General features: G+C 38.8%; 27 protein-coding genes and 1 riboswitch. Of the genes, 23 read left to right on the top strand and 4 right to left on the bottom strand.

Annotated elements, in window-relative coordinates; all coding sequences use genetic code 11:
* Positions 1-129 precede the first annotated feature (129 nt).
* The 21 genes from nikA (at position 130) to A6754_RS21685 (ending at position 19746) form a co-directional block, all read left to right on the top strand.
* Positions 130-1611: a nickel ABC transporter substrate-binding protein gene (gene nikA, locus A6754_RS21780; protein ID WP_371806984.1), complete on the top strand. Its 1482-nt coding sequence runs from the start codon at positions 130-132 to the stop codon at positions 1609-1611.
* Positions 1611-2555, top strand: a complete 945-nt coding sequence (gene nikB, locus A6754_RS21775) for a nickel ABC transporter permease (RefSeq protein WP_066450977.1) — start codon at positions 1611-1613, stop codon at positions 2553-2555. The genes nikA and nikB overlap by 1 nt, the downstream gene beginning before the upstream one ends.
* On the top strand, positions 2555-3403 hold the full coding sequence (gene nikC / locus A6754_RS21770; protein ID WP_066450975.1) for a nickel transporter permease: 849 nt from the start codon (positions 2555-2557) through the stop codon (positions 3401-3403). Before nikB ends, nikC begins: the two co-directional genes overlap by 1 nt.
* Positions 3400-4215 carry an ABC transporter ATP-binding protein gene (locus A6754_RS21765; RefSeq protein WP_066450972.1) on the top strand — a complete coding sequence of 272 codons (816 nt, stop codon included), beginning with the start codon at positions 3400-3402 and terminating at the stop codon, positions 4213-4215. Before nikC ends, A6754_RS21765 begins: the two co-directional genes overlap by 4 nt.
* Positions 4196-4954, top strand: a complete 759-nt coding sequence (locus A6754_RS21760) for an ABC transporter ATP-binding protein (protein ID WP_066450970.1) — start codon at positions 4196-4198, stop codon at positions 4952-4954. Before A6754_RS21765 ends, A6754_RS21760 begins: the two co-directional genes overlap by 20 nt.
* A gap of 30 nt (positions 4955-4984) precedes the next feature.
* Positions 4985-6331, top strand: a complete 1347-nt coding sequence (locus tag A6754_RS21755; protein WP_066450965.1) for an MATE family efflux transporter — start codon at positions 4985-4987, stop codon at positions 6329-6331.
* A 98-nt stretch (positions 6332-6429) separates the two neighbouring features.
* Positions 6430-7092: a cobalamin B12-binding domain-containing protein gene (locus A6754_RS21750; RefSeq protein WP_066450954.1), complete on the top strand. Its 663-nt coding sequence runs from the start codon at positions 6430-6432 to the stop codon at positions 7090-7092.
* Positions 7079-8185 carry an ATP-binding protein gene (locus A6754_RS21745; RefSeq protein WP_066450953.1) on the top strand — a complete coding sequence of 369 codons (1107 nt, stop codon included), beginning with the start codon at positions 7079-7081 and terminating at the stop codon, positions 8183-8185. Before A6754_RS21750 ends, A6754_RS21745 begins: the two co-directional genes overlap by 14 nt.
* 47 nt (positions 8186-8232) lie before the next feature.
* Positions 8233-8589 (top strand): hypothetical protein, encoded by a 357-nt coding sequence (locus A6754_RS21740; RefSeq protein WP_066450951.1) that lies wholly within the window; start codon positions 8233-8235, stop codon positions 8587-8589.
* 81 nt (positions 8590-8670) lie between these two features.
* Positions 8671-8814, top strand: coding sequence for a sporulation histidine kinase inhibitor Sda (gene sda, locus A6754_RS22605; RefSeq protein ID WP_246586650.1), 144 nt, complete (start codon positions 8671-8673; stop codon positions 8812-8814).
* A 191-nt stretch (positions 8815-9005) separates the two neighbouring features.
* Positions 9006-9115, top strand: a riboswitch (TPP riboswitch).
* 107 nt (positions 9116-9222) lie between these two features.
* Positions 9223-9828 carry a thiamine phosphate synthase gene (locus tag A6754_RS21735; RefSeq protein ID WP_082851849.1) on the top strand — a complete coding sequence of 202 codons (606 nt, stop codon included), beginning with the start codon at positions 9223-9225 and terminating at the stop codon, positions 9826-9828.
* The gene (thiO, locus tag A6754_RS21730; protein ID WP_066450942.1) at positions 9806-10933 is read left to right on the top strand and encodes a glycine oxidase ThiO; all 1128 of its coding nucleotides are present in this window, start codon (positions 9806-9808) and stop codon (positions 10931-10933) included. Before A6754_RS21735 ends, thiO begins: the two co-directional genes overlap by 23 nt.
* Positions 10934-10937: 4 nt before the next feature.
* Entirely contained in the window at positions 10938-11141 is a 204-nt protein-coding gene (gene thiS, locus A6754_RS21725) for a sulfur carrier protein ThiS (protein WP_066450939.1), read from the top strand.
* A 3-nt stretch (positions 11142-11144) separates the two neighbouring features.
* A complete protein-coding gene (locus A6754_RS21720; protein WP_066450936.1) occupies positions 11145-11912 on the top strand; it encodes a thiazole synthase in 768 nt (255 codons plus the stop codon).
* Positions 11909-12916 (top strand): ThiF family adenylyltransferase, encoded by a 1008-nt coding sequence (locus A6754_RS21715; protein WP_066450934.1) that lies wholly within the window; start codon positions 11909-11911, stop codon positions 12914-12916. The genes A6754_RS21720 and A6754_RS21715 overlap by 4 nt, the downstream gene beginning before the upstream one ends.
* Before the next feature lie 137 nt (positions 12917-13053).
* Positions 13054-13428 carry a hypothetical protein gene (locus tag A6754_RS21710; RefSeq protein WP_066450931.1) on the top strand — a complete coding sequence of 125 codons (375 nt, stop codon included), beginning with the start codon at positions 13054-13056 and terminating at the stop codon, positions 13426-13428.
* Between the two features lie 105 nt (positions 13429-13533).
* Positions 13534-13695, top strand: coding sequence for a DUF1540 domain-containing protein (locus A6754_RS21705; RefSeq protein ID WP_066450929.1), 162 nt, complete (start codon positions 13534-13536; stop codon positions 13693-13695).
* Between the two features lie 265 nt (positions 13696-13960).
* Positions 13961-14287: a cupin domain-containing protein gene (locus tag A6754_RS21700; RefSeq protein WP_066450928.1), complete on the top strand. Its 327-nt coding sequence runs from the start codon at positions 13961-13963 to the stop codon at positions 14285-14287.
* A 101-nt stretch (positions 14288-14388) separates the two neighbouring features.
* Positions 14389-17361: a hybrid sensor histidine kinase/response regulator gene (locus A6754_RS21695; RefSeq protein WP_066450927.1), complete on the top strand. Its 2973-nt coding sequence runs from the start codon at positions 14389-14391 to the stop codon at positions 17359-17361.
* Positions 17362-17626: 265 nt separating this feature from the next.
* Positions 17627-18274: an FMN-dependent NADH-azoreductase gene (locus A6754_RS21690; RefSeq protein ID WP_066450924.1), complete on the top strand. Its 648-nt coding sequence runs from the start codon at positions 17627-17629 to the stop codon at positions 18272-18274.
* A 245-nt stretch (positions 18275-18519) separates the two neighbouring features.
* On the top strand, positions 18520-19746 hold the full coding sequence (locus tag A6754_RS21685; RefSeq protein WP_066450921.1) for an MFS transporter: 1227 nt from the start codon (positions 18520-18522) through the stop codon (positions 19744-19746).
* Positions 19747-19840: 94 nt separating this feature from the next.
* Here A6754_RS21685 and A6754_RS21680 read toward each other — a convergent pair whose 3' ends face one another.
* Both A6754_RS21680 and A6754_RS21675 read right to left on the bottom strand, forming a co-directional pair.
* The gene (locus tag A6754_RS21680; RefSeq protein ID WP_066450918.1) at positions 19841-21133 is read right to left on the bottom strand and encodes a DUF4179 domain-containing protein; all 1293 of its coding nucleotides are present in this window, start codon (positions 21131-21133) and stop codon (positions 19841-19843) included.
* Positions 21130-21660, bottom strand: a complete 531-nt coding sequence (locus tag A6754_RS21675; protein ID WP_066450916.1) for an RNA polymerase sigma factor — start codon at positions 21658-21660, stop codon at positions 21130-21132. The genes A6754_RS21680 and A6754_RS21675 overlap by 4 nt, the downstream gene beginning before the upstream one ends.
* A 291-nt stretch (positions 21661-21951) precedes the next feature.
* On the opposite strand from A6754_RS21675, the gene A6754_RS21670 reads away from it, so the two are divergent.
* Both A6754_RS21670 and A6754_RS21665 read left to right on the top strand, forming a co-directional pair.
* Positions 21952-22380, top strand: coding sequence for a MarR family winged helix-turn-helix transcriptional regulator (locus A6754_RS21670; protein ID WP_066450915.1), 429 nt, complete (start codon positions 21952-21954; stop codon positions 22378-22380).
* A 3-nt stretch (positions 22381-22383) separates the two neighbouring features.
* The gene (locus A6754_RS21665; protein WP_066450913.1) at positions 22384-23607 is read left to right on the top strand and encodes an MFS transporter; all 1224 of its coding nucleotides are present in this window, start codon (positions 22384-22386) and stop codon (positions 23605-23607) included.
* 69 nt (positions 23608-23676) lie between these two features.
* On the opposite strand, the gene A6754_RS21660 is transcribed toward A6754_RS21665, so the two are convergent.
* Positions 23677-24792, bottom strand: coding sequence for a Ger(x)C family spore germination protein (locus tag A6754_RS21660; protein ID WP_066450912.1), 1116 nt, complete (start codon positions 24790-24792; stop codon positions 23677-23679).
* Positions 24782-25873: a GerAB/ArcD/ProY family transporter gene (locus tag A6754_RS21655; protein ID WP_066450911.1), complete on the bottom strand. Its 1092-nt coding sequence runs from the start codon at positions 25871-25873 to the stop codon at positions 24782-24784. The genes A6754_RS21660 and A6754_RS21655 overlap by 11 nt, the downstream gene beginning before the upstream one ends.
* Positions 25874-25878 lie beyond the last annotated feature (5 nt).

Genomic DNA, 25878 nt, shown 5'->3' with positions numbered 1-25878 from the left:
CTTGATAAATCGTAACGGTTACGATACTATTAGAATCGTAATTATTTCGTTTTGGAGGTTTTTGTGTTGAATACATTTTACATAAAGAAAAAATGGATGAGTTTAATGATCTTAATTATATGTGCAGTTATGCTTACGGCATGTGTAGGCACCTCATCTGAGGAAGGAGAAGAAGACGGAGAGAAGAATATTCACTTCTTATATAACTTCTCGACCAATTCACTGGATCCGCATGTAGATTCTAGTTATGTTCCTATCAGAGCAGGGATTGCTGAAACGCTAATCCGCTTAGATGAAGAAAACTTAAACATCGAACCTTGGCTGGCTGAAAGCTGGGAAGGTGAAGATGGTGAAAATTGGACAATCCAGCTTCATGAGGGCATCAAATTCCAGAACGGAAATACAATGGATGCAGAAGCGGTTAAAAAGTCCTTAGATCGAGCATTAGCAGAAAATGTAGCGATTCAGAATGCATTAAAAATAAAAAGTATCGAAGCAGATGGTCTTACACTGCAGATTACAACGGAGCCTTTTCCAGAGTTTATTTCAGAACTAGTGAACCCAAATGTTTCTATTATTGATGTGACGGAAGAAGATATTGTTAACCATCCGATTGGCACAGGACCTTTTAAGCTTACATCATTTTCACCGGGCAGCAAGCTGGAGCTTGAGCGTTTTGATGATTACTGGGATGGCGCATCAAAATTAGATACTGTAACATTCTCTTTCAATGAAGATGCAAATGCACGCTCGTTAGCTCTGGAATCAGGTCAGGTTGATATTGTTTACCGTCCAGAAGTTGAAAGCTTAGAAAACCTGCAATCTGATGGATCGATTGAAGTAGAGTCAACAGCAACATTCCGTGTTCACCAAATGACGATGAATGTCCAAAGAGAAAGTTTAAAGGATGTTAATGTCCGCCGTGCTGTCGATGCATTAATTGACAGACAGGGAATTGTTGATGAAATTCTTCTTGGACATGCTGAGGCTGCTGCTGGACCGTTTTTGCCTTCACTTCCGTTTGCACCGGATTATGAGGAAAAGCTGCAAGGTGCTGACGTAGCCGTTGAATATTTAAAAGAAGCCGGATATACAATGCAGGATGGTGTAATGCAAAAGGATGGAGAGCCACTTAAGCTAACTCTTCTCACATATCCTGCGAGAGCAGATTTGCCGCTGATTGCACAGGTGTTCCAATCAGATGCAAAACAAATTGGCATTGAAGTGGAAATTAGACAAATTGAAATTCCGGAAGAATATATGGCTTCAAACCGTGATTGGGATTTAGCTACTTACAGTAATTTGACAGCACCACGCGGAGATGCTGGATATTACTTGAATGCTACTTACCATCCAACAGGAGCATTAAACTTTAGCGGAGCTGATGAGCCAGAACTGACAGCTATTATTGATGAGCTGAATCAAGCGGTAGACCAAGATGAGCGTTCTGCACTAGCCGAGCAAGCTGCTGACTATGTGAATGAACAAATGATTAACTCGTTTGTGCTGCATCCTTCTACCATTGTTGCTTATAATAAGGACAAAGTGGCAAATTGGGTAACAACCAAAAGTGAGTACTATATGATTAACAATAAGTTGGATGTGAAATAATGTTTAAAATCATCACCAGGAAATTCCTTGAAGTATTAATATTCGTTTTATTTATTACGTTTGTTAGCTTTCTGTTCATTAGGCTAGCCCCTGGTGATCCAGTCTTAACTATTCTAAATGTAGATGAACTTTCAGTAAGCCAGGAGCAGGTAGAAGCTCTTAGAACTGAAATGGGATTCGATCAGCCAGTTCTCGTCCAGTACGGGCTCTGGCTTTTGAATTTTATCCAATTAGATTTTGGCGAATCCTTTGTAACAGGACAAAAAGTGATGGACATGATTGCTGCTGCTTTACCTGCTACTATAGAGTTATCGTTAGGTGCGATTGTTGTCATGCTGCTGGTCGCTATTCCTCTGGGCTCCCTTTCGGCTCTATATCGTGATCATTGGATCGATCATGTCAGCAGAATTCTATCAATTATTGGAGCGGCAATCCCTAGCTTTTGGCTTGGGCTTATTTTCATTCAGCTCTTTGGAGTTAAGTTAAATTGGTTCCCAACGATGGGAAGAGACGGAATCATGTCTTTATTTCTGCCATCTATCACATTAGGTTTGGCAATTTCGAGTGTATATGTGCGTCTCCTTCGTTCTAGTTTGCTTGATTCGTTTAGCCAGGAATTTATTCGAGCAGCACGTGCACGCGGATTGTCGGAAGTCCGGATCTTTTTCATGCATGCATTCAGACATAGTATTCCGCCTGTCATTACTGTTTTTGGTGTGAGCTTAGGGAGTTTAATCGGCGGTGTTGTTGTTATTGAAGTCATCTTTTCCTATCCTGGTTTAGGAAGTCTTGTCGTCGAAGCGATTCGGCAGAGAGATTACCCCTTAATTCAGGGATATATATTGGTGATGGCTATGATTGTATTTGTCGTAAATACATGTGTTGATCTCTCGCTTCGCTACTTAAACCCTGAGATCAGAATGAAAGAAATGGAGAACAAATAATGAAGTTGTTGTATGCTCTTGCGCAAAAAAAACAAAAAGGAAAATGGCAGCTAAATTTGCTCAAGCTTCTGCTTGTCGTTATTGTGCTTGTTTGTCTTTATACCTTCTTATATTTACAGCACGATGCAACATTAACCAATCTTGGCGAAAGGCTGCAGGACTCGAGCTGGGAGCATCCGCTGGGTACCGATCATCTTGGCAGAGATGTTTTGACAAGGCTTCTGTTAGGCGGACAGCAGACGATTGGCTATAGTTTATTTGCGCTTCTGGCTGCCCTGCTCGTTGGAATTCCCATCGGCCTTATATCAGGGTATAAGGGTGGTGTCGTTGATCGTATTTTTATGAGAATTGCGGATGGGTTTTTGGCATTTCCAGATACGATTGTAGCGATTGTGCTTAGCGGTTTGCTTGGTCCTGGGATTGGGAACTTAATGCTTGCCATTGTATTGGTCAAATGGGTGAATTACGCGCGGCTTGTCCGCAGTACTGTCATGATTGAGTCTAAGAAGGACTATATTTTAGCAGCTCGCACAAATGGATTATCTTCATTTAGCATTATCAAAAAGCATATGATTCCTCATATTGTAGGGAATGTCCTTGTCATGGCAAGTTTGGACCTAGGGAAAATCATTTTATTAATTTCTTCCCTCTCCTATATTGGTCTTGGTGCACAGCCGCCAGTTCCAGAGTGGGGCACAATGCTGAACGACTCAAAATCACATTTCCAATCACATCCTGAATTAATGATTTATCCAGGTTTAGCGATCGTACTTGTCGTATTAATTACAAATATGCTTGGAGATTATTGGAGAGATCGCTTTGATGTTAAAAAGGAGATGCAAGGATGATTCTATCAATTGAACAATTAAATGTCAGCACGAAGGAAAAACAGCTTGTTCATAATGTCTCTTTGTCCGTTCGGAAAGGGGAATGGTTCGCCTTAGTGGGTCAAAGCGGGAGCGGAAAAAGCGTGTTGTCACAGGCTATAGGACAGATGCTGCCGGCAAACTTAAAGGCGAATGGAACTATTCAGTTCATGGATCAAAACATGCTGACTTTAGACAGGAAGCAAATGAAAGATATTCGCGGCAAGCGAATTTCATATATTTTTCAGAATTATCATGGCTCTTTTACTCCTTTTCGAACGATTGCTCAGCATTTTCAGGAGTATCAAAAAGCACATGGCATCTCAAGTAAAGAGAAACGAAAAGAGAATGCCATTGAAGCGCTGGAATCAGTCGGATTGGATGCATCTTTTTATAAAAGGTATGCATTTCAGCTTAGCGGAGGGCAGCTTCAGCGTGTTTCAATCGCCTTAGCGCTTATGCTCTCACCAGAACTTGTGATTGCAGATGAAATCACGACTGCTTTGGATAGTGTTTCAAGTCATAAAATTCTGCAGTTATTAGCTCAAAAGCAGAAGGATACGGGCTGTGCCATTCTTTTTATTACGCACGATTGGCGTCATGTTAGGCGCTATGCCGATCGTCTGGCTGTCATGAAGGATGGCCAGATTATTGAAACGGGCGGAAAACACCGTATACTCGATCATCCGAGACACGAATATACCCGTCAATTGATTAAAGCAGCTCCTATCTTAAGCAGCGGGCTGCGTTCAGGTTTAGAAGAGGAGAAAAAACATGAACCTACTTTCAGTTAAAGATCTAGTTAAATCCTATAATGGAATAAACGCCGTGGATCATATATCATTTGATCTGAAAAAGGGAGAATGTCTTGGCCTTGTCGGCGAAAGCGGCTGTGGAAAAAGTACACTTTCACGCTGCCTGCTTCGGCTGGAGAGTGTAGATGCTGGTTCAATCACTTTTAAAGACAAGGAAATTCAAAAGTTAAACCAAAGTCAGCTTCGGCCAATTCGTAAGGATATACAGATTATTTTTCAAAATCCTACAGCAGCCTTAAATCCCCGCTTGAAAATAAAGGATTCCATACTAGACCCATATCTTCAATACCAAAAGGAGTTATCATTAACTCATTTTTCTTTTACGTCAAAGGATCAGTACGTCAATCAGCTTTTAGAAGCGGTTGGATTGCCGAAAGGGATGGGAGACAGATATCCGCATGAAATCAGCGGCGGACAGCGGCAGCGCGTGACCATTGCAAGGGCCATCAGTATTGAACCTGAAATGTTGATTCTTGATGAGCCAACTGCTAGTCTTGATGTGATCACGCAAGCGGAAGTATTAGCTTTATTGGGGGAGCTTCGCCAACAATTACAGCTATCTTATTTATTTATTTCACATGACTTAACAGCTGTTAATCAATTAAGCCAGCAGATAATGGTGATGAAAAAAGGAAAAATAGTCGATCAATTTCCTGTTTCTCAACTATTTTCAGAGGATCGTCATTCGTATACAAAGGAATTAATTGAAATATTTTAAGGGCATATGTCCATCGGAGGATTAAATAGAATGGAAATGCGGAAATCAGCCGTTTCAAAGGGTTTACAGACGACTGTCACTCATCAGGAATATATTAAACTGGCCATTCCGCTGATTATTGCAGGGATTTCAACACCGCTGATCGGAGCTGTTGATACTGCTGTAGTAGGGAGGATGCCTGATCCGGTGGGGATAGGTGCTGTATCTATCGGTGCAGTTATTTTTAATACAATTTACTGGCTGCTGGGCTTTTTAAGAGTAAGTACAACAGGCTTAACAGCACAGGCAATCGGTGCAAATGATAAGGAGGAATCTGCCTTATCATTTTTGCGTCCTATGGCCATAGCACTTGGTATTGGTCTTATTTTTATTATTCTGCAAGGTCCAATTCTGTATGTTTCTCAAAAATTATTAGGCATCCAATCTGAAATAGAGTCATTGACCTCTGCGTATTTCTCCATAAGAATCTGGGGAGCGCCTTTTGCACTATTAAATTATGTGTTAATTGGGTGGCTGATGGGATTAGGGAAGGTCAAATTATCATTAGCTACACAAGTATATATGAACATATGCAATATTTTATTGGATCTCTTATTTGTACTCGGTTTTGGAATGGGTGTAGCGGGAGTGGCGATTGCTACGTTAATCGCTGAAGTCAGCACCGTTTTCATAGGACTATATTTTGTACTAAAGATGAAACAAATCGACATGAGTTCCGTTCGCTGGAAGCTGATCTTAAAGAAAGATGCATTTATGAAAATGCTTATATTAAATAGAGATTTATTTTTAAGATCTATTTGTCTATTAACCATGACAGGTGTTTTTACAGCGATGAGTGCCAGAATGGATGAAGTGGCGCTGGCAGCAAACAGTATTTTACTGCAGATCCACTATATAATAGCCTATCTGATTGGAGGATTTGGAAATGCCTCTAGTATCCTGATTGGCAAATCCATTGGCAGTCAGCAAAAAACCTTGTTCAAACGAACACTTTCGCTTTCCTTTACATGGGGAGCTATATCTGCAGGCGTGTTAGCGCTCGCCGTTTTACTTTTTGGCGAACAGCTTTTATCCTTTTTTACAAACATTCAGGAAGTAAGAATTCAGGCTGCCTCACTTTTAATCTGGATGGTGGTATACCCAATTGTGGGCTTCTGGAATCTTCAGCTGGAAGGTGTGTTTTCAGGAGCGGCTGAAGCAAAATATGTGCGCAATAGTATTTTTATGGCGCTCATCATGTTTCTGGTGTATACCTTTGCTGTCCAATCAGCCATGACACCGCATCAGCTGTGGCTTTCGTTTATTATTTTTACGTTAGGCAGATCTCTATTTCTAGCGATGTCAGTTGGGAAGTTAGAAAGATTAAAATTCAAATAGAGGATTTTTATGAAAATTCCATAATCTATCAAATTCTACTAGTAGATGGTACTTTCTTCTGTTAAACTGATGATAAAAACGGTAAAAGAGTGTTTGCAATGCAAGAAAAAATAGTAAAGGATTTAGCAGGTTTAATGCTAAAAGGAGACGAACACGGCACATGGGTTGAAATATCAAAATTGATTGATGAAGGATACGATCGTCTATATATTTATGAAATGCTAGTAACGAAAGTAATGAGATACATAGGCGAGCTTTGGGAGGAAAACGAAATTTCTGTGGCAGAGGAGCATATTGCATCCAATGTATGCAGTTTTGTGCTTTCTAAAGTAGGAGAAAGTGCTGCGGTCGAAAAAAAGAAGTCTCCAGGCAAGGTAATGATGTTTTGCATAGAAGGGGAAGAACATAGTCTAGGTCTAAAAATGGTCCACAATGTCTTTAAAGAACATAGCTGGGATATACGCTTTTTTGGATCAAATCTTCCTGTACATGATGCAGTTGTATTTGCAAATAAGTGGAGACCAGATGTCCTATGTATCTCAATATCTATCGTGTATAATCTTCCGAATCTGATCCGATTGGTGGAGCAAATTGACCAATTAGACTATCAGCCGAAGATTATAGTTGGAGGGAGAGTATCAACCATGTATCCATTAAATGATTATCTTAAAAGTAAAACTGTGGTGCTGAAGGATTTGGTTGAGGTTAATGATTGGCTTGTGAATAATAGGATTAGCAGCAGAGATTATGTCGGTAGCTAAGAACTATATTGAATCTGTCCCTTTCCCATATTTTATAATGGATGAGCAATTAAAGATCCTGGGAGTATCTGACGAAGTATTTCAGCATTTCCCGCAAGCGTCCAATTTTATGGATTTGGTTGATTATGGAAGTATAAAAAAGGTCGAAAAGTTTATGAAATCTAACGTCGGCCAAACGAAGATTGAAATTAATATGCTGACGAAGCACCAGCCTATTACCCTTTTTGATGTATATATTCAATGGGATTCAGAAAAGAAGTTAAATGTTTTTTGTATTGAAAAACAAGAATTTGTTCATCAGGTCCAATCATTTGTAACAAAGCTGGAAAAACAGCTGAATAACGAAAACCTTACAATTGCTGAGAAACAGGATGAACTCGAACACTCTTTAAAAAGAGTGCAGCAGCTTCTTATGCAGCATGACAATCTATCGAATATTAGTAAGTTAGTCAGTCACATTGCAGATGAATTGAAGAAGCCCTTAACAAGTATCAGGGGTTTTTTACAATTGCTTAAGCCGCATTTAAGCTCGATTGGCAAAGAGCATTATGCAAATATAGCATTAGACGAAATCAATCAGGCAAACAATCTTATCTACCAATATTTGAATACGACGAAACCAGCTACTCCTAACAAAACCCAATCCAACCTGCAGAAAATGATTACTGAAGTGGTCCAGCTGACAAATGCAGAATCAAAAAAGATCCATTGTGAAGTAAAGTATGTAAAAGAACATATTCTGCCTGCTGTTAATGTTGATGTGAAGCAGATGAAGCAAGTCTTCTTAAACATCCTGAGAAACGGGATGGAAGCGATCCAAAATAGCAAAAACAGAAACAATGGACAAATTCTCATAAGAACGGATTTAACAGATGATGCCATTAGTATCTCATTTGAGGACAATGGAATCGGGATGACACAAGTAACCATTGCAAACCTTTTCACCCCATTTTTCACGATGAAAGAGAAGGGAACTGGAATTGGATTGGCTGTTTCACTGCATATTATCAATATGCATGGAGGCACAATTGAGGTGAAAAGTGAAGCAGAAAGCGGCTCGCAATTTACCATTATTCTGCCTATAGATATGTAAGGATCGTAAATGCAGCTCCGGAAATGCTATTGATAGAGGTGATAAGGATGAATGATGATATAATTATTGCAAACATCATAGAAGATGTCATGAAGGATACATATCTTGCCTACCCCGAACTGATGGAGCGATTTGGAGAACGGGGCAAAGAAAAGTGCAAGGAAGATAACGGGCATCACTTTAAAAATCTCGAAACAGCTTTTTCTGTCAATGAACCAAAGATTTTCCTCGATTATTCACACTGGCTTAACAATGTGTTAACGAGCAGAGGAATGAAAACAGAGCATATAATTGATAATTTTGAGAGAATTTATTCTAAAATTGAAGGCCAACTATCAGCAGAGCGAGAGGAATTTTATCGGAAAGCCCTTGTCCTCGCACTTTCATCTTTGAAGGAAATATAAAAATTTACTTTGTACTGTTACAGAACAAAATGTAAAATATAAGGGTAAAACTGTGTCAAAGGGGTAAGGTTTGTTTTGAAAATGTCAAATGAGGAATTAATCGAAGCCTATCAAGATGCAATAAGACTAGAACTTGATGAAGATTTTATTGCAATGCTAGCAGAAGAGATGATAAGAAGAAACTTAAAAACTACGAAAAAAAAACCAGTTGAAATGAAATCATAGCATCTAGCAAAGCAGTGTTCCAATGCACTGCTTCTTTTTTTTGCGTATATATATGTCCTAATATCAACTTAGGCATTGCTGGAAATACATATCGAGCCAATTGAAGGTTGAATGAAGCACCTATAAATCTTGAAAAAAAGGTGGAAACCTTTTTAATTTATGCTAAAATATGTATAACAGTTTTATAATAAGATTCACACTAGGGGATCCCTTGATAAGGGCTGAGAATAAAGTAGTTACTTTTAAACCCTCATAACCTGAACAGGTTCGTACCTGCGTAGGAAAGTGGCGCTATCATTCATACATTTGCGCTTATTTAAGCGTGCGCAAATTTTAACCACTTTCCTATATTTAGGGGAGTGGTTTTTTGTTTGGCTGAAAAAGAAAGGGGCTAAGAATGTGAAGCTGATGGCTGTGACGAATGGGTGTCAAGAGATCAATGAATTAATGAAATCAATTATTCAAATTCATCCTTATGTTGATTTTATCCAAATTAGAGAGAAACAGCGCAGTGCGGGGGAACTGTGTCAATTAGGTAAGCGCTTAATTAACGAGGGAGTGCCGAAGGAAAAACTGCTAATGAATGATCGTATGGATGTTGCTCTCCTTTTACAGCTGCAGCAGCTGCATTTGCCTGGAAATGGACTGCCGCTTGAGCAGGTGAATGAAAGCTACCCCCATTTAAATGCAGGCATATCTATTCATAATCTTGAAGAAGCTTTAAGAGCGGAGAAACAAGGTGCAGCATATATGCTGTATGGCCATTGTTTTCCGACAGACAGTAAAAAGGGAAAGGAGCCGATTTCATTAAGCTCCATCCGAGATATAAAGAGATCCGTTTCAATCCCTCTGTTTGTCATTGGCGGTATTGATGAGGACCGTATTGAACAAGTTGCCTCATACGGAGCTGATGGAGCAGCTGTTATGTCAGCAATCTTTGCATCCAGTAACCCAGCTGACGCTGCTAAAAGATTAAAGGAGAGGTGTGCACATGTTAAAAACCAATCACACTGAAGTAGCTGTCATAGGAGGCGGAATTATTGGCAGTGCAATCGCTTATTATTTGGCGAAGGATAAACGCAAAGTTGCTCTATTCGAAGAGCGAGAAATTGGAAGCCGGTCAACTAGTGCCGCAGCCGGTATGCTTGGTGCTCATTCGGAATATAAGGAATTTCAGCATGTATACTCCTTTGCACGCAGCAGCCAGCTTTTATACAAGGAGCTATATCATGAATTAAAAGAACAAACGGGAATTGATTTTGAAATGAAAAAAGGCGGACTGCTTCAGCTTGCCTTCACATCCGAAGAGAGAGAAGAAAGGAATTCTCTTATGCAGCTGCCAGACATAGAATGGCTGACAAGAGAGGAAGCAAAAAGAAAAGTACCGCTTTTAACGGATCAAATCATTGGTGCGTCATTTTTAAAGGAGGATGTCCATGTAACTCCTGCCATTGCTTCTAATAGTTTCAGTAAAGGGGCATTCCTTTTTGGGGCAGAGATTTATGAATTTACGAAGGTTTTGTCGGTGGTTAATGAACACAGCCACTACAAGGTTAATACCACACAGGGATCGTATACGGCAGATCAGGTGGTAATTGCCAGCGGTGTGTGGAGCAATTATTTCTTTCAGCAAACAGGGTTAATGAATGCGATTATTCCAGTAAAAGGTGAGTGTATTGCAGTTTTAAATGATCAGCTGCCGCTTGCACACTCCATCTTCCATGACCAGCATTATATTGTCCCAAGAAACAATAATGAACTCATTGTGGGTGCTACGAAAAGATGGAATGACTGGAATGAAGAACCCACCCTTGAGGGGATTGAAATGGTGATTAAAAAGGCAAAAGAAATGCTGCCTCCCATTCAAGGAATGAGATGGCTGAGAAGCTGGGCTGGCTTAAGACCGCAAACTTTTGATGGTTTTCCTTTTATCGGAGAACATCTGGAACAGAAAGGTCTCTACTTTGCAGCTGGTCATCAAAGAAACGGTATATTGTTAGCTCCTGGAACAGGGAGAATGATCGCCGATTTAATAACCGGCAATCCAGTTAATCCAGAATGGGTGGAGGCATTTAAAATTGATCGCCTTCCATCGGCGGTTTCAACTGGGAGGGGGTGAATAGGTGAAGATCGAGCTAAACGGAAAGGTACATGAATTGCCAGAGCACGTAAAAACGACTGCTCAGCTTCTAGCCTTTTTAGAACTGCAAAATCGTATTGTTATTGTGGAAATCAATCAAGACATTGTACTGAAAGACAAATATGAAAGCCATCAATTAAATACTGGTGATAAAGTAGAGCTTATTCATTTTGTAGGAGGGGGTTAATACATGTTAAAAATTGCAGATCGTACGTATCAGTCCAGATTGCTGCTGGGAACCGGAAAATATCCAACTTTTGAGGTGCAAAAGAAGGCAGTAGACGTCTCTGAAAGTGAAATTCTTACATTTGCAGTAAGAAGAATGAATATTTTTGAGGAAACACAGCCTAATTTTCTAGAGCAGCTTGATTTAAAGAGATATACATTATTGCCTAATACAGCAGGTGCAAAAACAGCGGAAGAGGCGGTTAGAATTGCAAAATTGGCAAAAGCTTCAGGATTATGCGACATGATAAAAGTAGAAGTGATTGGCTGTGAGCGTTCGCTGCTGCCAGACCCTGTTGAAACGCTGAAAGCTTCTGAGTTATTACTGGAGGAAGGCTTCATCGTTCTTCCTTATACATCAGATGATGTCGTTCTGGCAAAACGGCTTGAACAGCTTGGTGTTCATGGCATTATGCCCGGTGCATCTCCAATTGGATCAGGGAGAGGAATTATCAATCCATTAAATCTCCAGTTTATCATTGAGCAAAGTGATGTACCTGTTATTGTTGATGCTGGAATTGGTTCACCGAAGGATGCTGCATATGCCATGGAGCTCGGAGCGGATGCTGTCTTATTAAACACAGCTGTTTCAGGGGCGGAGGATCCTGTAAAAATGGCATTGGCAATGAAGATGGCGGTAGAAGCAGGAAGATTAGGGTATGAAGCAGGCAGAATTCAAGAAAAGAACTATGGAGTTGCAAGTAGTCCGATGACAGGAATGATCACATCTTGAAAAGCCGTTATTTGAAACAGGAATTATTCATCGGCAAAACAGGACAGAAGAAAATAGAAGAGAGCACAATAGTCGTATTTGGAATGGGTGCTTTAGGTTCTGCGATCTCGGAAATGCTTGTTCGTGCTGGTGTTGGGAAATTGGTAATAGCAGATCGCGATTATGTAGAATGGAGCAATCTGCAAAGACAGCAGCTGTACACAGAGGATGATGCAAAGAAGAAACTGCCTAAAGCAGTAGCTGCAAAACAGCGGCTTCAATCCATAAACAGTCAAACAATCATAAAAGAGCATGTAATGGATATTTTTTTTCAAAATGTAGAGGAATTGGCGGAAGGAGCATCCATTTTAATGGATGCAACAGATAATTTTGAAACGAGATTAGTGATTAATGATGCTGCCATGAAACATAACATTCCATTTGTCTTTGGCGCTTGTGTCGGCAGCTATGGAATGACTTATCCGGTCTTGCCTGGAAAGGGACCATGCTTTCATTGTCTGGTTGACTATATTCCATCACAAAATGTAACGTGCGATACAGAAGGAGTAATTAGTCCAATTGTCCAGTGGGTTGCTTCTATGCAAGTTGCACAAGCCATGCAAATCCTAAGCGGTGAAGATGTAACACCGACTTTGCGGTCTTTTGATATTTGGAAAATGGAGCATGCAGAGATGAATGTCGAAAAACTGAAGAACCTTGATTGTCCAAGCTGTGGAATAGAGAGACTTCATCCTTTTTTAACAATGGAGAAACATACGAAAGCTGATATTTTATGCGGGAGGGATGCTGTTCATATCCGTCCTCCGGTACCGAGAACACTGGATCTCAAATATTTGTCAAAGCAATGGGAACAGCAGACCACAAATATGCTGGCTAATGCACATTTACTTTCATTTCAGTATGAGCCTTATCGCGTGATATTATTCAAGGATGGGCGCGCTATCATTCACGGAACCGCTGATATCACCATGGCCAAAAACGTATATACAAGATTGACCGGTTAACCTTTGATCTTCCGTAACCTCATGGGATAAAATTCTTTATGAGGTTATTTTTATACATTTAGAATATATATTGCAACTAAGCCTAGTATTTTTGACTTATTAAAAAGTATTTTTTAAAACTGGAGGGGTAGAAAAAAATGGGATTATTTGATAAGCTGTTTGGAGGAAAAAAAGAATCATTGCCGGAACAGACGGTTGCAAAAAAAGGAACCGATGGAACCATTAAACTGTATGTTGTTTATAAAGATGAAATAGGTGGTTCGGTTGAAGAAGTAAACGCCTTTATTGATTCATTTGATGAGTTGTGGAATTTTGCAAGTATAGGGGAATCTGGTCCTGTAGATGAAAAATGGGTAAAGCAGCATAACGCGCCGTTACCATCAGATACTGAATATCCATATTTTCTTTTATACCCAGACAGCGAAATGATTAATTATAGCAGACCTTACTTCCATTCAGGCAGTGAAGAAGAGGTTATTCAGTTTTTAGAGAAGTATGAGAGTGAAGAATAAGCGATATGCTCTAAAGCATTAGTAATTGAATTCATTAAGAACTTTCACATATGAGTAGAACCTCGCTATTTGGGTACAATAGAGATAAAGGGAGGTGTCTATCTCATGGCAAAAGATGTTTTGTGTGAAGTCAACAGCTGTGCTTATAATATCAATTCTGAGAACAAATGTGGTGCAACGCAAATTTATATTGTCAATAACAAAAAAGATGATGCTTCGACTAGCAGTGAAACCGACTGCAAAACGTTTGAACCCGCAGATTTATAAGAATGATGGAGGCAACCGGCCATGGTTGTCTCTTTTTTTATACCTTAAACATCAGAAAATCCATGCCCATTTTTTTTGCTGCTAAGATATGAAAGATTGCAGAAAAATCTTTTGCCTTACATTTCTACCTATAGTGTTGATAATAATTATCATTATTATTCGCAAAAAGAGCATTAATTGAAATTTTTTATAGGTATTTTTTAAATAAAGTCGAACTAGTTCAATATATGAATACAATGTTTATCGGAAAGGAAGGGAAGAGAGAATGATTATATATGGTGAAGGGGTACCGTCTTATGAGGTGGGAGAAGGAGTGAGCCGAAAAATTTTAACCCGCGGCGGAGGATTAATGATGGTTGAAGTTACCTTTAAAGAAGGTGCAGTAGGGGCGCTCCATCAACATTTTCATGAGCAAATTAGCTATATTATAAAGGGGAGTTTTCAATTTGAACTAGATGGAAATGTTCAGAAAGTGACAGCTGGAGATAGTATTTATGTGCCATCAAATGCAGCTCATGGTGTTAGATCGCTGGAAGAAGGTTCTGTCATTTTGGATGTCTTTTCACCACAGCGAGAAGACTTTTTAGAATAGGCTCTTCATTTTATCTTTCAAGAGAATCTATCTGCTTTTCTTATATTTCCGTATAATGTAGGAAGAATGGAAAATTAGTACAGATATTTTAGGGGTAAAAGATGAAGAAAAAAAACCTGTTTCTTTTAGTTGGATTTTTTGTTATTTTCCTTATTTTAGCTAGAGCACTATGGATCATGTTCAATACTTCAGTTCCTCAGGTTCATGGTGTCAATGGAATCGTCCAACTCGATCATTTAACTCAGTCAGAAATCGCACTTGGAGGGCAATGGGAATTTTATTCGGATGCATACATAATAGATACTGGTTCATTTTCTGAGAGGCGCAAAGAAATCGGCATGGTAGAAGACATGTGGTATTCATCTGGCGGCTATGGAACATATCGGATAATGATCAATCACCGCCAAGAGGAAAATGCTAGCGAACTCTACAGTATTCGTTTTCCATCTGTACGTGCAAAAACGGCCATCTATATAAATGGTCAATATGCAGGCGGTTCAGGGAACGCTATACCTGAATCCACTCCGTATGATGTTCAATTTCTGCTAAATGGAGATCACACCGAAGTAGTCATACATGTTGAAGATCTTGGGGTAGACATGAAGAAGAACTCTGCAGGAGGTATACTTTTCGGTAAAAGTGAATTCGTTGAGAGAAGTATTCAACTTAGCTCCTTAAGCCAAATAGCTGTAGTTGTTGTGCTTTTACTGCATGGGTTGTACGTTTTTCTTTTGTATTTAATCGGATTCAGAAACAGAGCCCTTTTATTTTTTGTGATGCTCATGATTAGTGCTTCTTTTATGGTTTTAATTTCAGATAATCGATTGCTTCTATCTGTTCTTCCAATGACTTATGCAGCGCTTATAAAAAGTATATTTATTATATATACATGTACAGCATTATTCCTATTTTTGTTTATAAAGTATTTCCTATTTGATTATAAACTTCCTAAATTATTTAATTATTATCCATATATTTGCGTTATTTATATAGTTTTTATATTCTCTGTACCTGTACATATCATTATAAATTACAGCTTTTTTCTTAGCGTGATCCTCTTTATATCGGGATTAGCATCACTCATACAGTTTGCAAAACTAGTGATCAGCGGGCGGGAAGATGTTGTATTTCTATTTTTTGCAGCGGCAGCAGTTTTAAATAATGTTTTTTGGTCAATTTTAAAGTATCGTATTACAGTAGATTATCACTTTTATCCATTTGATATCATGGCAGCTGTTATCTTATTTTCTGTTTTTTGGCTGAAAAGTTATGTTCGCAAAGTAAGAGAAACAGAGATATTATCTTCGGAATTGTTAAAATCGAATAAACAAAAAGATGATTTTTTAGCCAATACATCTCATGAGCTTCGCAACCCACTTCATGGTATTTTAGGGATTACCGAGTCGCTTCTTAAAAAAGATAAAAATACCGATTTACAGCTAATTTTAAATATCGGCAGGAAAATGTCATTGCTGCTTGATGATCTGCTTGATTTTACAAGATTAAAAGAAAAAGGAATACTTTTACAAATTGAGAGAGTAAGACTGGATTCTGCTGCAACAGGGGTAATTGATATGCTGAAGCATATGAACACTGGGAAAGAGCTAGAAATCAAAATGAGTATAGACGGTAATTTTCCTAGTGTAGCAGCTGATGAAAGAAGATTGGTTCAAATTCTCTATAATCTGGTGCATAACGCGCTCAAATTTACAGAGACAGGTTCAGTTGAAATTCGCGCCGAGCATGATGAAACGAAAGCAACCATTTATATAACAGATACAGGCATCGGAATGGATGAGGAACTGCAGAAGCGAATTTTTAAACCCTATGAACAAGGGGATCCAAGCATAACCTCCATTGGCGGCGGGATTGGGCTTGGTTTGTCTATTTGCAAAGAGCTGATCCACCTCCATGAGGGTGAATTGTCTGTTCGTTCGTCCCTTGGTGAAGGGACAACCTTTTCTTTTACATTGCCAGTGGCCAGCAAGGAAATGAGTTTTGTAGAAAGACCAACAGCTCTAAAGCAAAGTGAAATTAAAGTAAGCACGCCAAAGCTGCCAGCAGGAGCGCGAGTAGAAAAAGGAAGATCAGCAAGCATTCTAGTTGTAGATGATGATCCGGTTAATGGAAAAGTTCTGGCTGATCTGCTCAGCAGCAATGAGTATAAACTTACAACTGCAGTCAGCGGAGAAGACGCTATAAAGCTTCTTAATCAAAAATGGGATCTCATTATCAGCGATGTAATGATGCCAAAAATGTCTGGATATGAGCTGACAAGAAGGATACGTGAGAGATATTCAATCTCAGATTTGCCTATTTTATTATTAACAGCACGTAATCGCCCTGAGGATATGTATGCGGGTTTTCAGGCTGGAGCAAATGATTATGTTGCCAAACCGGTTGAAATGATAGAATTGCAAGCGCGAGTAGATGCACTCGTACATCTGAAGCTGTCTGTTCAGGAACATTTAAGGTTAGAAGCAGCTTGGCTGCAAGCTCAAATCCGGCCCCATTTTTTATATAATACTTTAAATACGATCCTGTATTTGCAGGAAGAAGACCCAGATAAAATGCGAAGGATGCTTGAAGCATTTATCATTTATCTGCAATCCAGCTTTGATTTCCAGAACTCAATGAGACTTGTGCCTATCCAGTATGAACTTGAGTTAGTTAAAGCTTATTTGTTCATTCAGCAGGAAAGGTTTCAGGAGAAATTAGAGGTGAACTGGGAAGTTGAGGAGGATCTCCATGTGATGATTCCGCCATTATCGATCCAGCCAATCGTTGAAAATGCCCTTCAGCATGGCATCTTGCCGGGGAAAAGTAGAGGAAAGCTTCTTATCTCGATAGCTAGGGAGAGTGAGGGAGTGAACATCACCATTTCTGATAATGGCATCGGAATGACAAAACAGAAAATGAATGAAATTCTGTCGGATGATCGGCTGAAAAACCGCGGAGTTGGAGTTTATAATACGAACTTGCGTTTAAAAAAGTTATATGGAACGGGTCTGCAAATGACAAGCAGTCTTGGTCAAGGTACCACAATCTCTTTCAAAGTAAAGAATGAAAGATAACGTTTGGAAATGATTGTTAGTTATAAAACTAGAATTATAGTGATTATATCTATAAGTTGGAAGATACTGATATTGCATAATCTCAGTATCTTTCTTATATAAAAATATCTTTAATTCAAGAATCTTGAATTAGTGAGCAAAATTCATGCTTTTTATATATTCTTCTACTATAATGATTAAAGGATTGCCTTAAACATAAACATTATGTTTTGTTTTCTTTATATAAAAGGTCCTTAAAATCATTTTACACAGGAGGAATTATGACATGAACGTATTAGTAGTGAAAGCAAATAACCGTCCGGCAGCTGAAGGAGTTTCCAGCAAAATGTATGAAACATTTATGGAAGCATTACAAGGTGCTGACCAATTAAATGTGACAACTTACGATGTATTCGCAGAAGATACACCGTATTTCGGACAAGATCTTTTCAACGCGTTTGGAAAGTTACAAAGCGGAGAAGAATTAACAGATCTTGAACAAAGACTATTAGCAGCAAAGCAAAAAGCAATGGACGCTGTATCAGCAGCTGATGTTGTAGTGTTTGCATACCCATTATGGAACCTTACAATCCCTGCGAAGCTTCAAACATTCATTGACTATGTTTATGCAGCAGGATTCTCATTCAAATACGATGAGCAAGGCAACATGGTTCAATTAATGACTGACAAAAAAGCAATCTTCCTAAGTGCTCGCGGCGGAGTTTACTCTACTCCTGAAATGGCTCCAATGGAAATGTCCACTAACTACTTGCGCAATGTAGTTGGCGGTATCTTCGGAATGGACATCATTGACGAAGTAGTAATTGAAGGCCACAACGCAACACCTGACAAAGCAGCTGAAATTATTGAGGCTGGATTAGAAAAAGTGAAAGAAGCTGCAGCAAAACTTGCTAAGCTACCACAAAACGCTTAAATAATAGCCTAAGATCAGACCAGGAGACCTGTTTCTCCTGGTTTTTTTATTGAGTAAATGTTATATAAGAGTGCGTAAAGACAAGATATCCGCAAAACTTTCGTTTATCTATAAATCCTGAACATGAACCACCTTTTTGCAAACACGCTCTAAAGTAAACTTTGCAGCTAAAAAAAAGGTTGATGTATCTCACTAAATTAGATTATTATCTAATTAGATGATAATCTAATTTAGGTGGTGTAGAAATGCTCAGCTTGTTTAAGGAAGAAAAAGAATACCGAAAACTTTTCAGCGCAGGTGTGCTAAATGGCATTGGCGACCGTTTTAGCCAGGTTGCTGTTCTAGCTCTATTATTGGAGCTGACAGGATCCGGTTTTGCTGTTGGATTGACTTTAGCGATACGAGTCATTCCGTTCCTGCTGTTTGCTCCGCTTGGCGGCTGGCTTTCAGATAAATTCTCCAAAAGGAGCATTCTGGTGTTAACGGACCTTATACGAATATTCTTTGCTCTGTCCTTTTTATTTGTTAAAAGTCCGGACCAGGTTTGGATTATTTATGTTGGGACGTTTATTCTCGGAGCAGGAGAGGCTATTTACGCACCTGCGAGAAAATCAATAATTCCGATCATCGTAAATCAGTATAATCTTGTAAAAGTAAACAGTTTAGAGCAGGTGATGATAGGATTTATTTTGATAGGAGGCTCTTTAAGCGGCGGGGTGGCTTCGTATTACTTAGGGCCAAACATTACTTTCGGGGCAAATGCTGTATCGTTTTTACTTGCTGCCTTAATCCTTTCGCGCATGCAGGTGAAAAAAGAGAGTGTAAATGAGATCATTTCCGAAAGCACTCAACGAGAAAATACAATTGCCTTCTTGTTTTCTTCTAGTCTGCTTCTTCTGCTGCTGGGAAGTGAGTTTCTTATACCGCTCCTGAATGGAATAGATAATGTACTGATTAGTGTATATGCTGTTGAAGAATTTCATCTCGGTGACTTGGGCGTTGGCATTTTTTACGGTTCACTGGGAATTGGGCTCATGCTAAGCTTTATTGTAGGGGAGCGGCTGCACAATCATTTGCTGATCATCGGCTTTTCAGTCCTTATTTTTGAAGGATTATTTCTTATCATATTGAGCGAGGTGCACTCTGTATCGATTGCTGTTTTAGTCTATATCACCATTGGATTTTGTGCTGGTGTGGGAGGTACTTGTTTTGATTCTACCCTTATGAGGATCGTGCCGAAAAATAAACAAGGATCTGTATTTGGTTTATTTGCAACCATCTCTAATTCCATGATTGGCATCTCTATGTTTGGTGCCGGCATCGCTCTTGAGTATGCAGATAATCGGTGGCTTGGCATGTTGGGGGGCGCAGGTTTTATGGTCGCAGGGCTGTTGTTGCTGGCGCTGTATTTATCTTTAAAAAACAATAAAGATAAGATGCCCTCGGGTAGGGGAACAGACGTGAATGCATGAAACTATTTGTTTTTCAATCTGTAAGGTTATAACGCATCCTAACAGAGAGTGAGAGTTCCTGCACAATGCTATGTTTCAGGAACTCTCAATATTATTACTCTATAGGAATACGAATTCTTTCCTCATATGCTTTCATATAGTGGATACCGTTAATGTGAAGAGTTTCTGGATTTGTGACTTTATTAAATACCATCGTTCTCTCCTTAAGAACACGTCCATCCTCTGCTTTAATGAGTTTTTCATCAACGGTGGAGTCTAAAGGATGGTGTTTCCCGTTTGAAATTACAGAAACGCCATTAAGCCTTACATTCTCCTCGGTTGAAAAAGTTATTTCAGTACTCACTGCTGTTTCGGATATTTCTTTAACAAGCACTTCATTTCCTTCAATTAAAATTGGTTCTTCACTGATAGAAGAGAGCTCTATGCTCTTTTTGGCAATCTCCTTGTAGACAGGAAGCTTTTCAATGACTAGCTCCAGGGATTCTAGGTTTTTCGGGAGAGCATCAAAGCGCAATTCCATTTTACTCCCATTTAAGGAGGAAGAAAGACTGCTTCCCAGGCGCTCGATTGGTTGTCCATTGGCATGAAGTTCAATCGTGTCAATGAAATTGCTGTCATCTTCATACCTGTAGTCTAAATGAACTTTGCCCTCAATAAGAGTCATAGTGGGAGTTGCTCTTAAAGATTCAAATTTAATGTTTCCCTGATCACCCTGAAAGCTTTGGTTTACATTTTGTTTAATCTCTGTTTGCAGTGCTTTATTTGGATTAAAAGGAAAGCTGATTAGAAGAGTGTCCGTTCCTTCAATTCCCCCAACACGGAAAGAAACGGTTAGTTTTTTTGCCAGCGGACTGACTGGATCAAATGACATTGTCCCTTTTAACTCAGTTCCTTCGGTATTTACTTTGGATATACCTCCTACAGGATTTGATTTTGTCAGAAATCCGTTGATAAGATTGGGTAGTACATCCTTTCTTTCCGGATCAATTCCGTTTAAATTTTCCAATGTATAATAAAGAAGAAATTGATTTTCATCTGCCATTACCCCATCAATGGTTAAAACACTTCCATCAGAAAGAATGGTTTCCTTTCCGATCATCTGTCCCATTCCAGCTTCATTGAGATCCTTTAAAGATTGTGTAAATAGCTGGTCGAAGCCGAATAAGGTTTTACCATAATAAGCGACAGCATTGTAATGGTAACCAAAGAAACATAGAAAAATAAGTGCAGCTGCTGCAAGAGGCCAAAGTAGAGGCTTGAAACGTCCCTTTTTTGGAGGTGTTTTCTCTAAAGCGTGGCGCAAACGATCCTCCAATTCTTTTGGTGCCTTGATTTCCTGTAGTTTTTGATGTTCATTGATAAATATTGTATTCCACTCATCCTTCATTCATTTACACCTCCATGTTTCTCTCTTAGCTTTTTTAGACCCTGAAAAATTCTTGATTTAACCGTGCCAAGCGACACATCCGTTATAGAAGCAATCGTTTCATAATCGAGATCATGAAAGTATCTTAATTGAATTGTTTCCCTTTGAGGGTGACTTAGATGACTTAGCATTGCCTCTAAATCAACCTGCTGTTCACTGGCTAAGAAAAAGTTGCTGCCTGAAGTGGGTTCGATTGCTGCGTGCCAATCATTTGTTAATAACTGTTTGCTGCGCCGCCGAAGTGCCGCTTTGCACTCGTTGACCAAAATCGTTTTGCTCCAGCTGTAGAAAGAGCGATCCTTTTTAAGCTGATTTATTTTGTCATAAAGAACGACAATCATATCCTCTAATGCATCCATTGCGTCATGTGAATTTCCCATATAAGTATAAGCAAGACGATAATACGCATCCTTTTCATTCATAATCAATGTAAGTAAAGCTTCTTTATCCCCCTTTTTAGCTTTCTTAATTAGCCGATCTTCTTCCATATTCTCACCTCGCTCACTTCTAAGAGTAATAACCAGCAGAAAAAGTTCAATTTTTTTAGATTCAGTAATAAGATTTATTTCGTTTAACTTTTAATGTTTGTATCCTTCTATTTCTATTAAAGTATCAGTCTTTATGCAGCTTTGAAAAGGGAAAAAATGAAGGGAGTTTGTGATTACCGCAGGAATCGTTTATAATAGGATGATGGTTACTTAGGGTAACTAAATGTTAATGGAGGTTATTTTTTAACCTAATAGTTACTCATGGTAACTATCTGAGAGGAGTGATTTGGAATGGAGTCTTACAGAAAGTTCTTTCACCAATATTTTTTGCTGTATCGACCGTTTATAAGTGACTTGAATCGTCTTTTAAACGAATATGATCTGCATTACTCACAATGGTCGATTATGTATTATTTAGAGATGTATGAATCTGTTACACTTGTGGAGCTTTCAAAGCATTTATATGTAGAAAAGCCAACGATTACGAGAACGGTGAACTCACTAATTAAATTACAGTATGTTGAGCAAATAAAAGGCAGGGATAATAGGGAAAAGAGAATTCAACTATCACCGAGAGGAAAGGAAATAACAGCTATCCTTCGAAAGAACATAGATGAATATGAACAGGATATTATGACAGGCATTTCCCCAGAGCAGCAAGCTGAGGTTATTGAAGTAATGGATCAAATTCGCAGCATGATTATTAAAAGGGGAGTGTAAGGTGTGGAAAGCACGAAAGAAAAGTTATGGACAAAGAATTTCTTAATTGTTTTTGGCGTTAATTTTTTGCTGTTCTTATGTTTTTATTTATTAATGGTCATCATCCCAGTGTATGCAAAAGAGGAATACGGCGCTTCTACAGGAATGGCAGGATTTGCTTCCAGTATTTTTGTATTAGGCGCTTTGATTGGACGATTATTTGGAGGAAGTGTAATTGAAAGGATCGGCCGGAAAAAACTGCTGTTCATAGGCTTAGTTGCGTTTTTAGTTATGACAGCACTGTACTTTTTCATAACAGGCTTAACCGGACTGCTCCTTGTTAGGATGCTTCATGGCATTGCCTTTGCTTTTGCATCAACCGCAACAGGAACGATTTCAGCAAGCTTAATCCCTAAATCACGGCATGGCGAGGGTATTGGCTATTATGGAGTCAGTATTATTATTGCAACAGCCATTGGTCCGTTTATCGGCATGATGATTACTGAACATGCTACTGCATTTATTAATTTTATCATTTGTGGAGTGTTTGCCTTTATCACACTGATATCAGCTCTATTTGTAAAAGTGCCGGAACTTTCATTGTCATCAGATCAGAAAAAAGAACTGTCACAATTTAAGTTATCTAATTTTCTTGAAGTTAAAGCTATTCCTATTTCGGCCATTAGTTTCGTAATGGCTTTTGGCTATTCAAGCATTCTTTCTTATCTTACTTTTTATGCGGAGGAGATTGATTTAGTTAGTGCGGCCAGCTTCTTTTTCATTCTGTATGCTGTAACCGTTATTTGTACCCGTCCTTTTACAGGCAAGTGGTTTGATCAAAAAGGGCATAATTTCGTCATCTATCCCGCAATCCTGTTTTATATTTTAGGCATGCTGCTTCTCAGTCAAGTGCATAGCGGAACTATGTTGCTGCTATCAGCCGTATTGATCGGTCTTGGATATGGAACCATTCAAGCAAGTGCCCAGGCTTTGGCGATAAAGGTAACGCCATCACACCGTATTGCGCTGGCAACATCTACTTTTTATATATTTGTCGATGTAGGAATTGGCATTGGTCCATTTATTTTAGGATTCATAACACCGTATATTGGCTTCCGCGGAATGTATATTTTAATGACGATCCTCTTAATGGCAGGCATTCTTTTATACCATTTCTGGATTGGACGGAAAAGCACAAGAAAAGAGACGGCGGCAAACCAGTTGGACGGTTCAGCTGGATCGCTATAGTGCAATGAGTCGGCAAGATGAAAAAAAGGGGCCAATCGCGGCCCCTTTATCCTTTCAGATGGGAGTCTATTACCTCATATTTAATCCTTCATCTTTAATCCGTACACTAACATCAATGGTTATATTTGATTTTCCAAAAGCATCTCCCCAATTGTCACTTACCTTTTTCCAATGCTTATATTGAAAGGCCCGCGCATATTCTCCAAATCCTACTGGATCTATTCCGTTATCTTGAAAGCTCTTTACGAGTTTGTTGAAATCAGCTGTTAATTTTTCTTTTAGCTCTTTTTCCATTTTTTCGCGATCTTTATAAGGATTTTCGTTCAATGCTTCTTTAATATAAATGGCTAGTGAATAGTCTGTCTTAAAGACAAATTGCCCGTTTTCATATGTGACTTTCACCTTTCGCTTTAAATCTCCAACATTATAGCTTAAAAGCTTTGTTTGAAAGGGATTTGTGTCATCTGTGCTAAATTTTGTCGTTAAAAATAGCTGTTCAAGTTTGGTGTTGCTCAGCAGCTGCAGCAGCTCTCCTTCATATTGATTAATATCTGCAGCATATATACCATTGTGATCTAATAAAGTAAAGCCGCTTAAATTGATCGTATCGTTAAATGTAATTCTAGGAACAGAGCCTGTTTTGGTTTTAGAGTAGTAGTCAGATTGGAGATTATGCAAGGTTGTTTCTCGTGTAATATGGCGTTTATCACCTGTTTCTACAAGCTTTGATATATGTAATGGAAGTCTGATTTTATCACTGGGACTGCTATAGATTACATCGGCGACACTTTCTTCTACAATAATCACCTTGCAATTAATAGATGAAAAGGAGTCTCGGTATAAGCTGTCTAAAAGCTCGAACCAATCTTCATGCTGAATGACTTTTTTACCGATCAGCAAGACTTGCATTTTTCCTTTGCTGATCGTGCCGGATAATAAACTATCTAATTCGCCTCTGCCTTCTCTTAATGAGGAAGCCTTGACGCTATACTCTTCATTCTTATCGCTAACTTCTTTATCGAAAACAGGATTGGAGCTATAAATGATCATCTCGTTATCTTCATTCAAATCAATTCCAAGCATTAATGTCATTGTAATATCTTCAATATTCGTTTTATCATTGCAGCCTGATAATAAAAGTGCACTAATACAAAATGAAAATAGAAGATATCTTTTAGTTTTCAAGCTGTTCACCTTTTTCTTTTTGAGAATGAAACAAAGATAATCCATATAGTAAAAACGCAAATACGTAGATAATCGCTCCCATAAATGTCACGCCATTTTTCATTTTATTTAGTAATTCCCAGTCCTGATTCATTATGAAGGTAACGATAATAAATGAAATTAAGATCGGAAGAATGATGTTTTCACAGCGCTTGATTTTAACGATATGACTCAGACTTGTTGCAGTAAAGTAAACATACGGAATCCATGTCGTAGAAACAACAAACATATAAACAGGCAGGAGAATGACATCGATTCGTTCAACATAACGGAAACGGATATTGCTCAATTGATTAAGTACCGGTTCGAAATAATTTCCAATGGTGTCTGGTCCATAAAAAAGGTAACAGGCAATCGCTGCACTGACATAAATCACCATGGTGATAGTATTGGCAGCAATTGCTCCTTTTAGCGCATTCTTTTTATTGCCGAGATATGGATAAATAAAAAAGATAATTTCAAAACCTAAGAACGAAAAAACAGTTGTTTTTGAGCTCTCAATTATGGGCGTAAACCCGTCTTTAAAAAAAGGAAGAAAATAGAGCCAATCATTTTTATCAACAGGAATATATAGCAAAAATAATATCCAAAATGTCAAAAGAAAGGTGCTCTCCGCATAGCGTCCGAGTACTTTGACTTTTCCTCTTGAAACTATAAATGTTGGAATAACCAGCAGAGAGAGCAGTGTTGTTACACTTGTGCCAGGCAAAATCCAGCTTTTTAAAAGCATGACCATGGACAGCATTAATGTATAAGAAAAGAAAACCAAGTAGCTGGCAAAGTAGATAATGACGAGTTTACCAAGTATATTGCCGAAATATAACTTGAATATTTCCTCAGCCGTTTTTCCTGGATAACGTTCTAACGCTTTAATAATTAAGATGCTTGTAAGAGAAGCTAAAACCCACCCAATTAGAATGGCGATCCAGCCGTCTGAGCCAGCGATTTCACCCAGCTCACGAGGAAGCGACAAAATTCCCACACCCATTTGGGCACCATGAATTAGGAAGATATACTGTGATGTGGTGAGTTTTTCATTCATGTCAA

Source organism: Cytobacillus gottheilii (assembly GCF_001636345.1).
Taxonomy (GTDB): Bacteria; Bacillota; Bacilli; order Bacillales; family Cytobacillaceae; genus Cytobacillus; species Cytobacillus gottheilii.
This window is presented reverse-complemented; position numbering and strand designations above follow the sequence as displayed.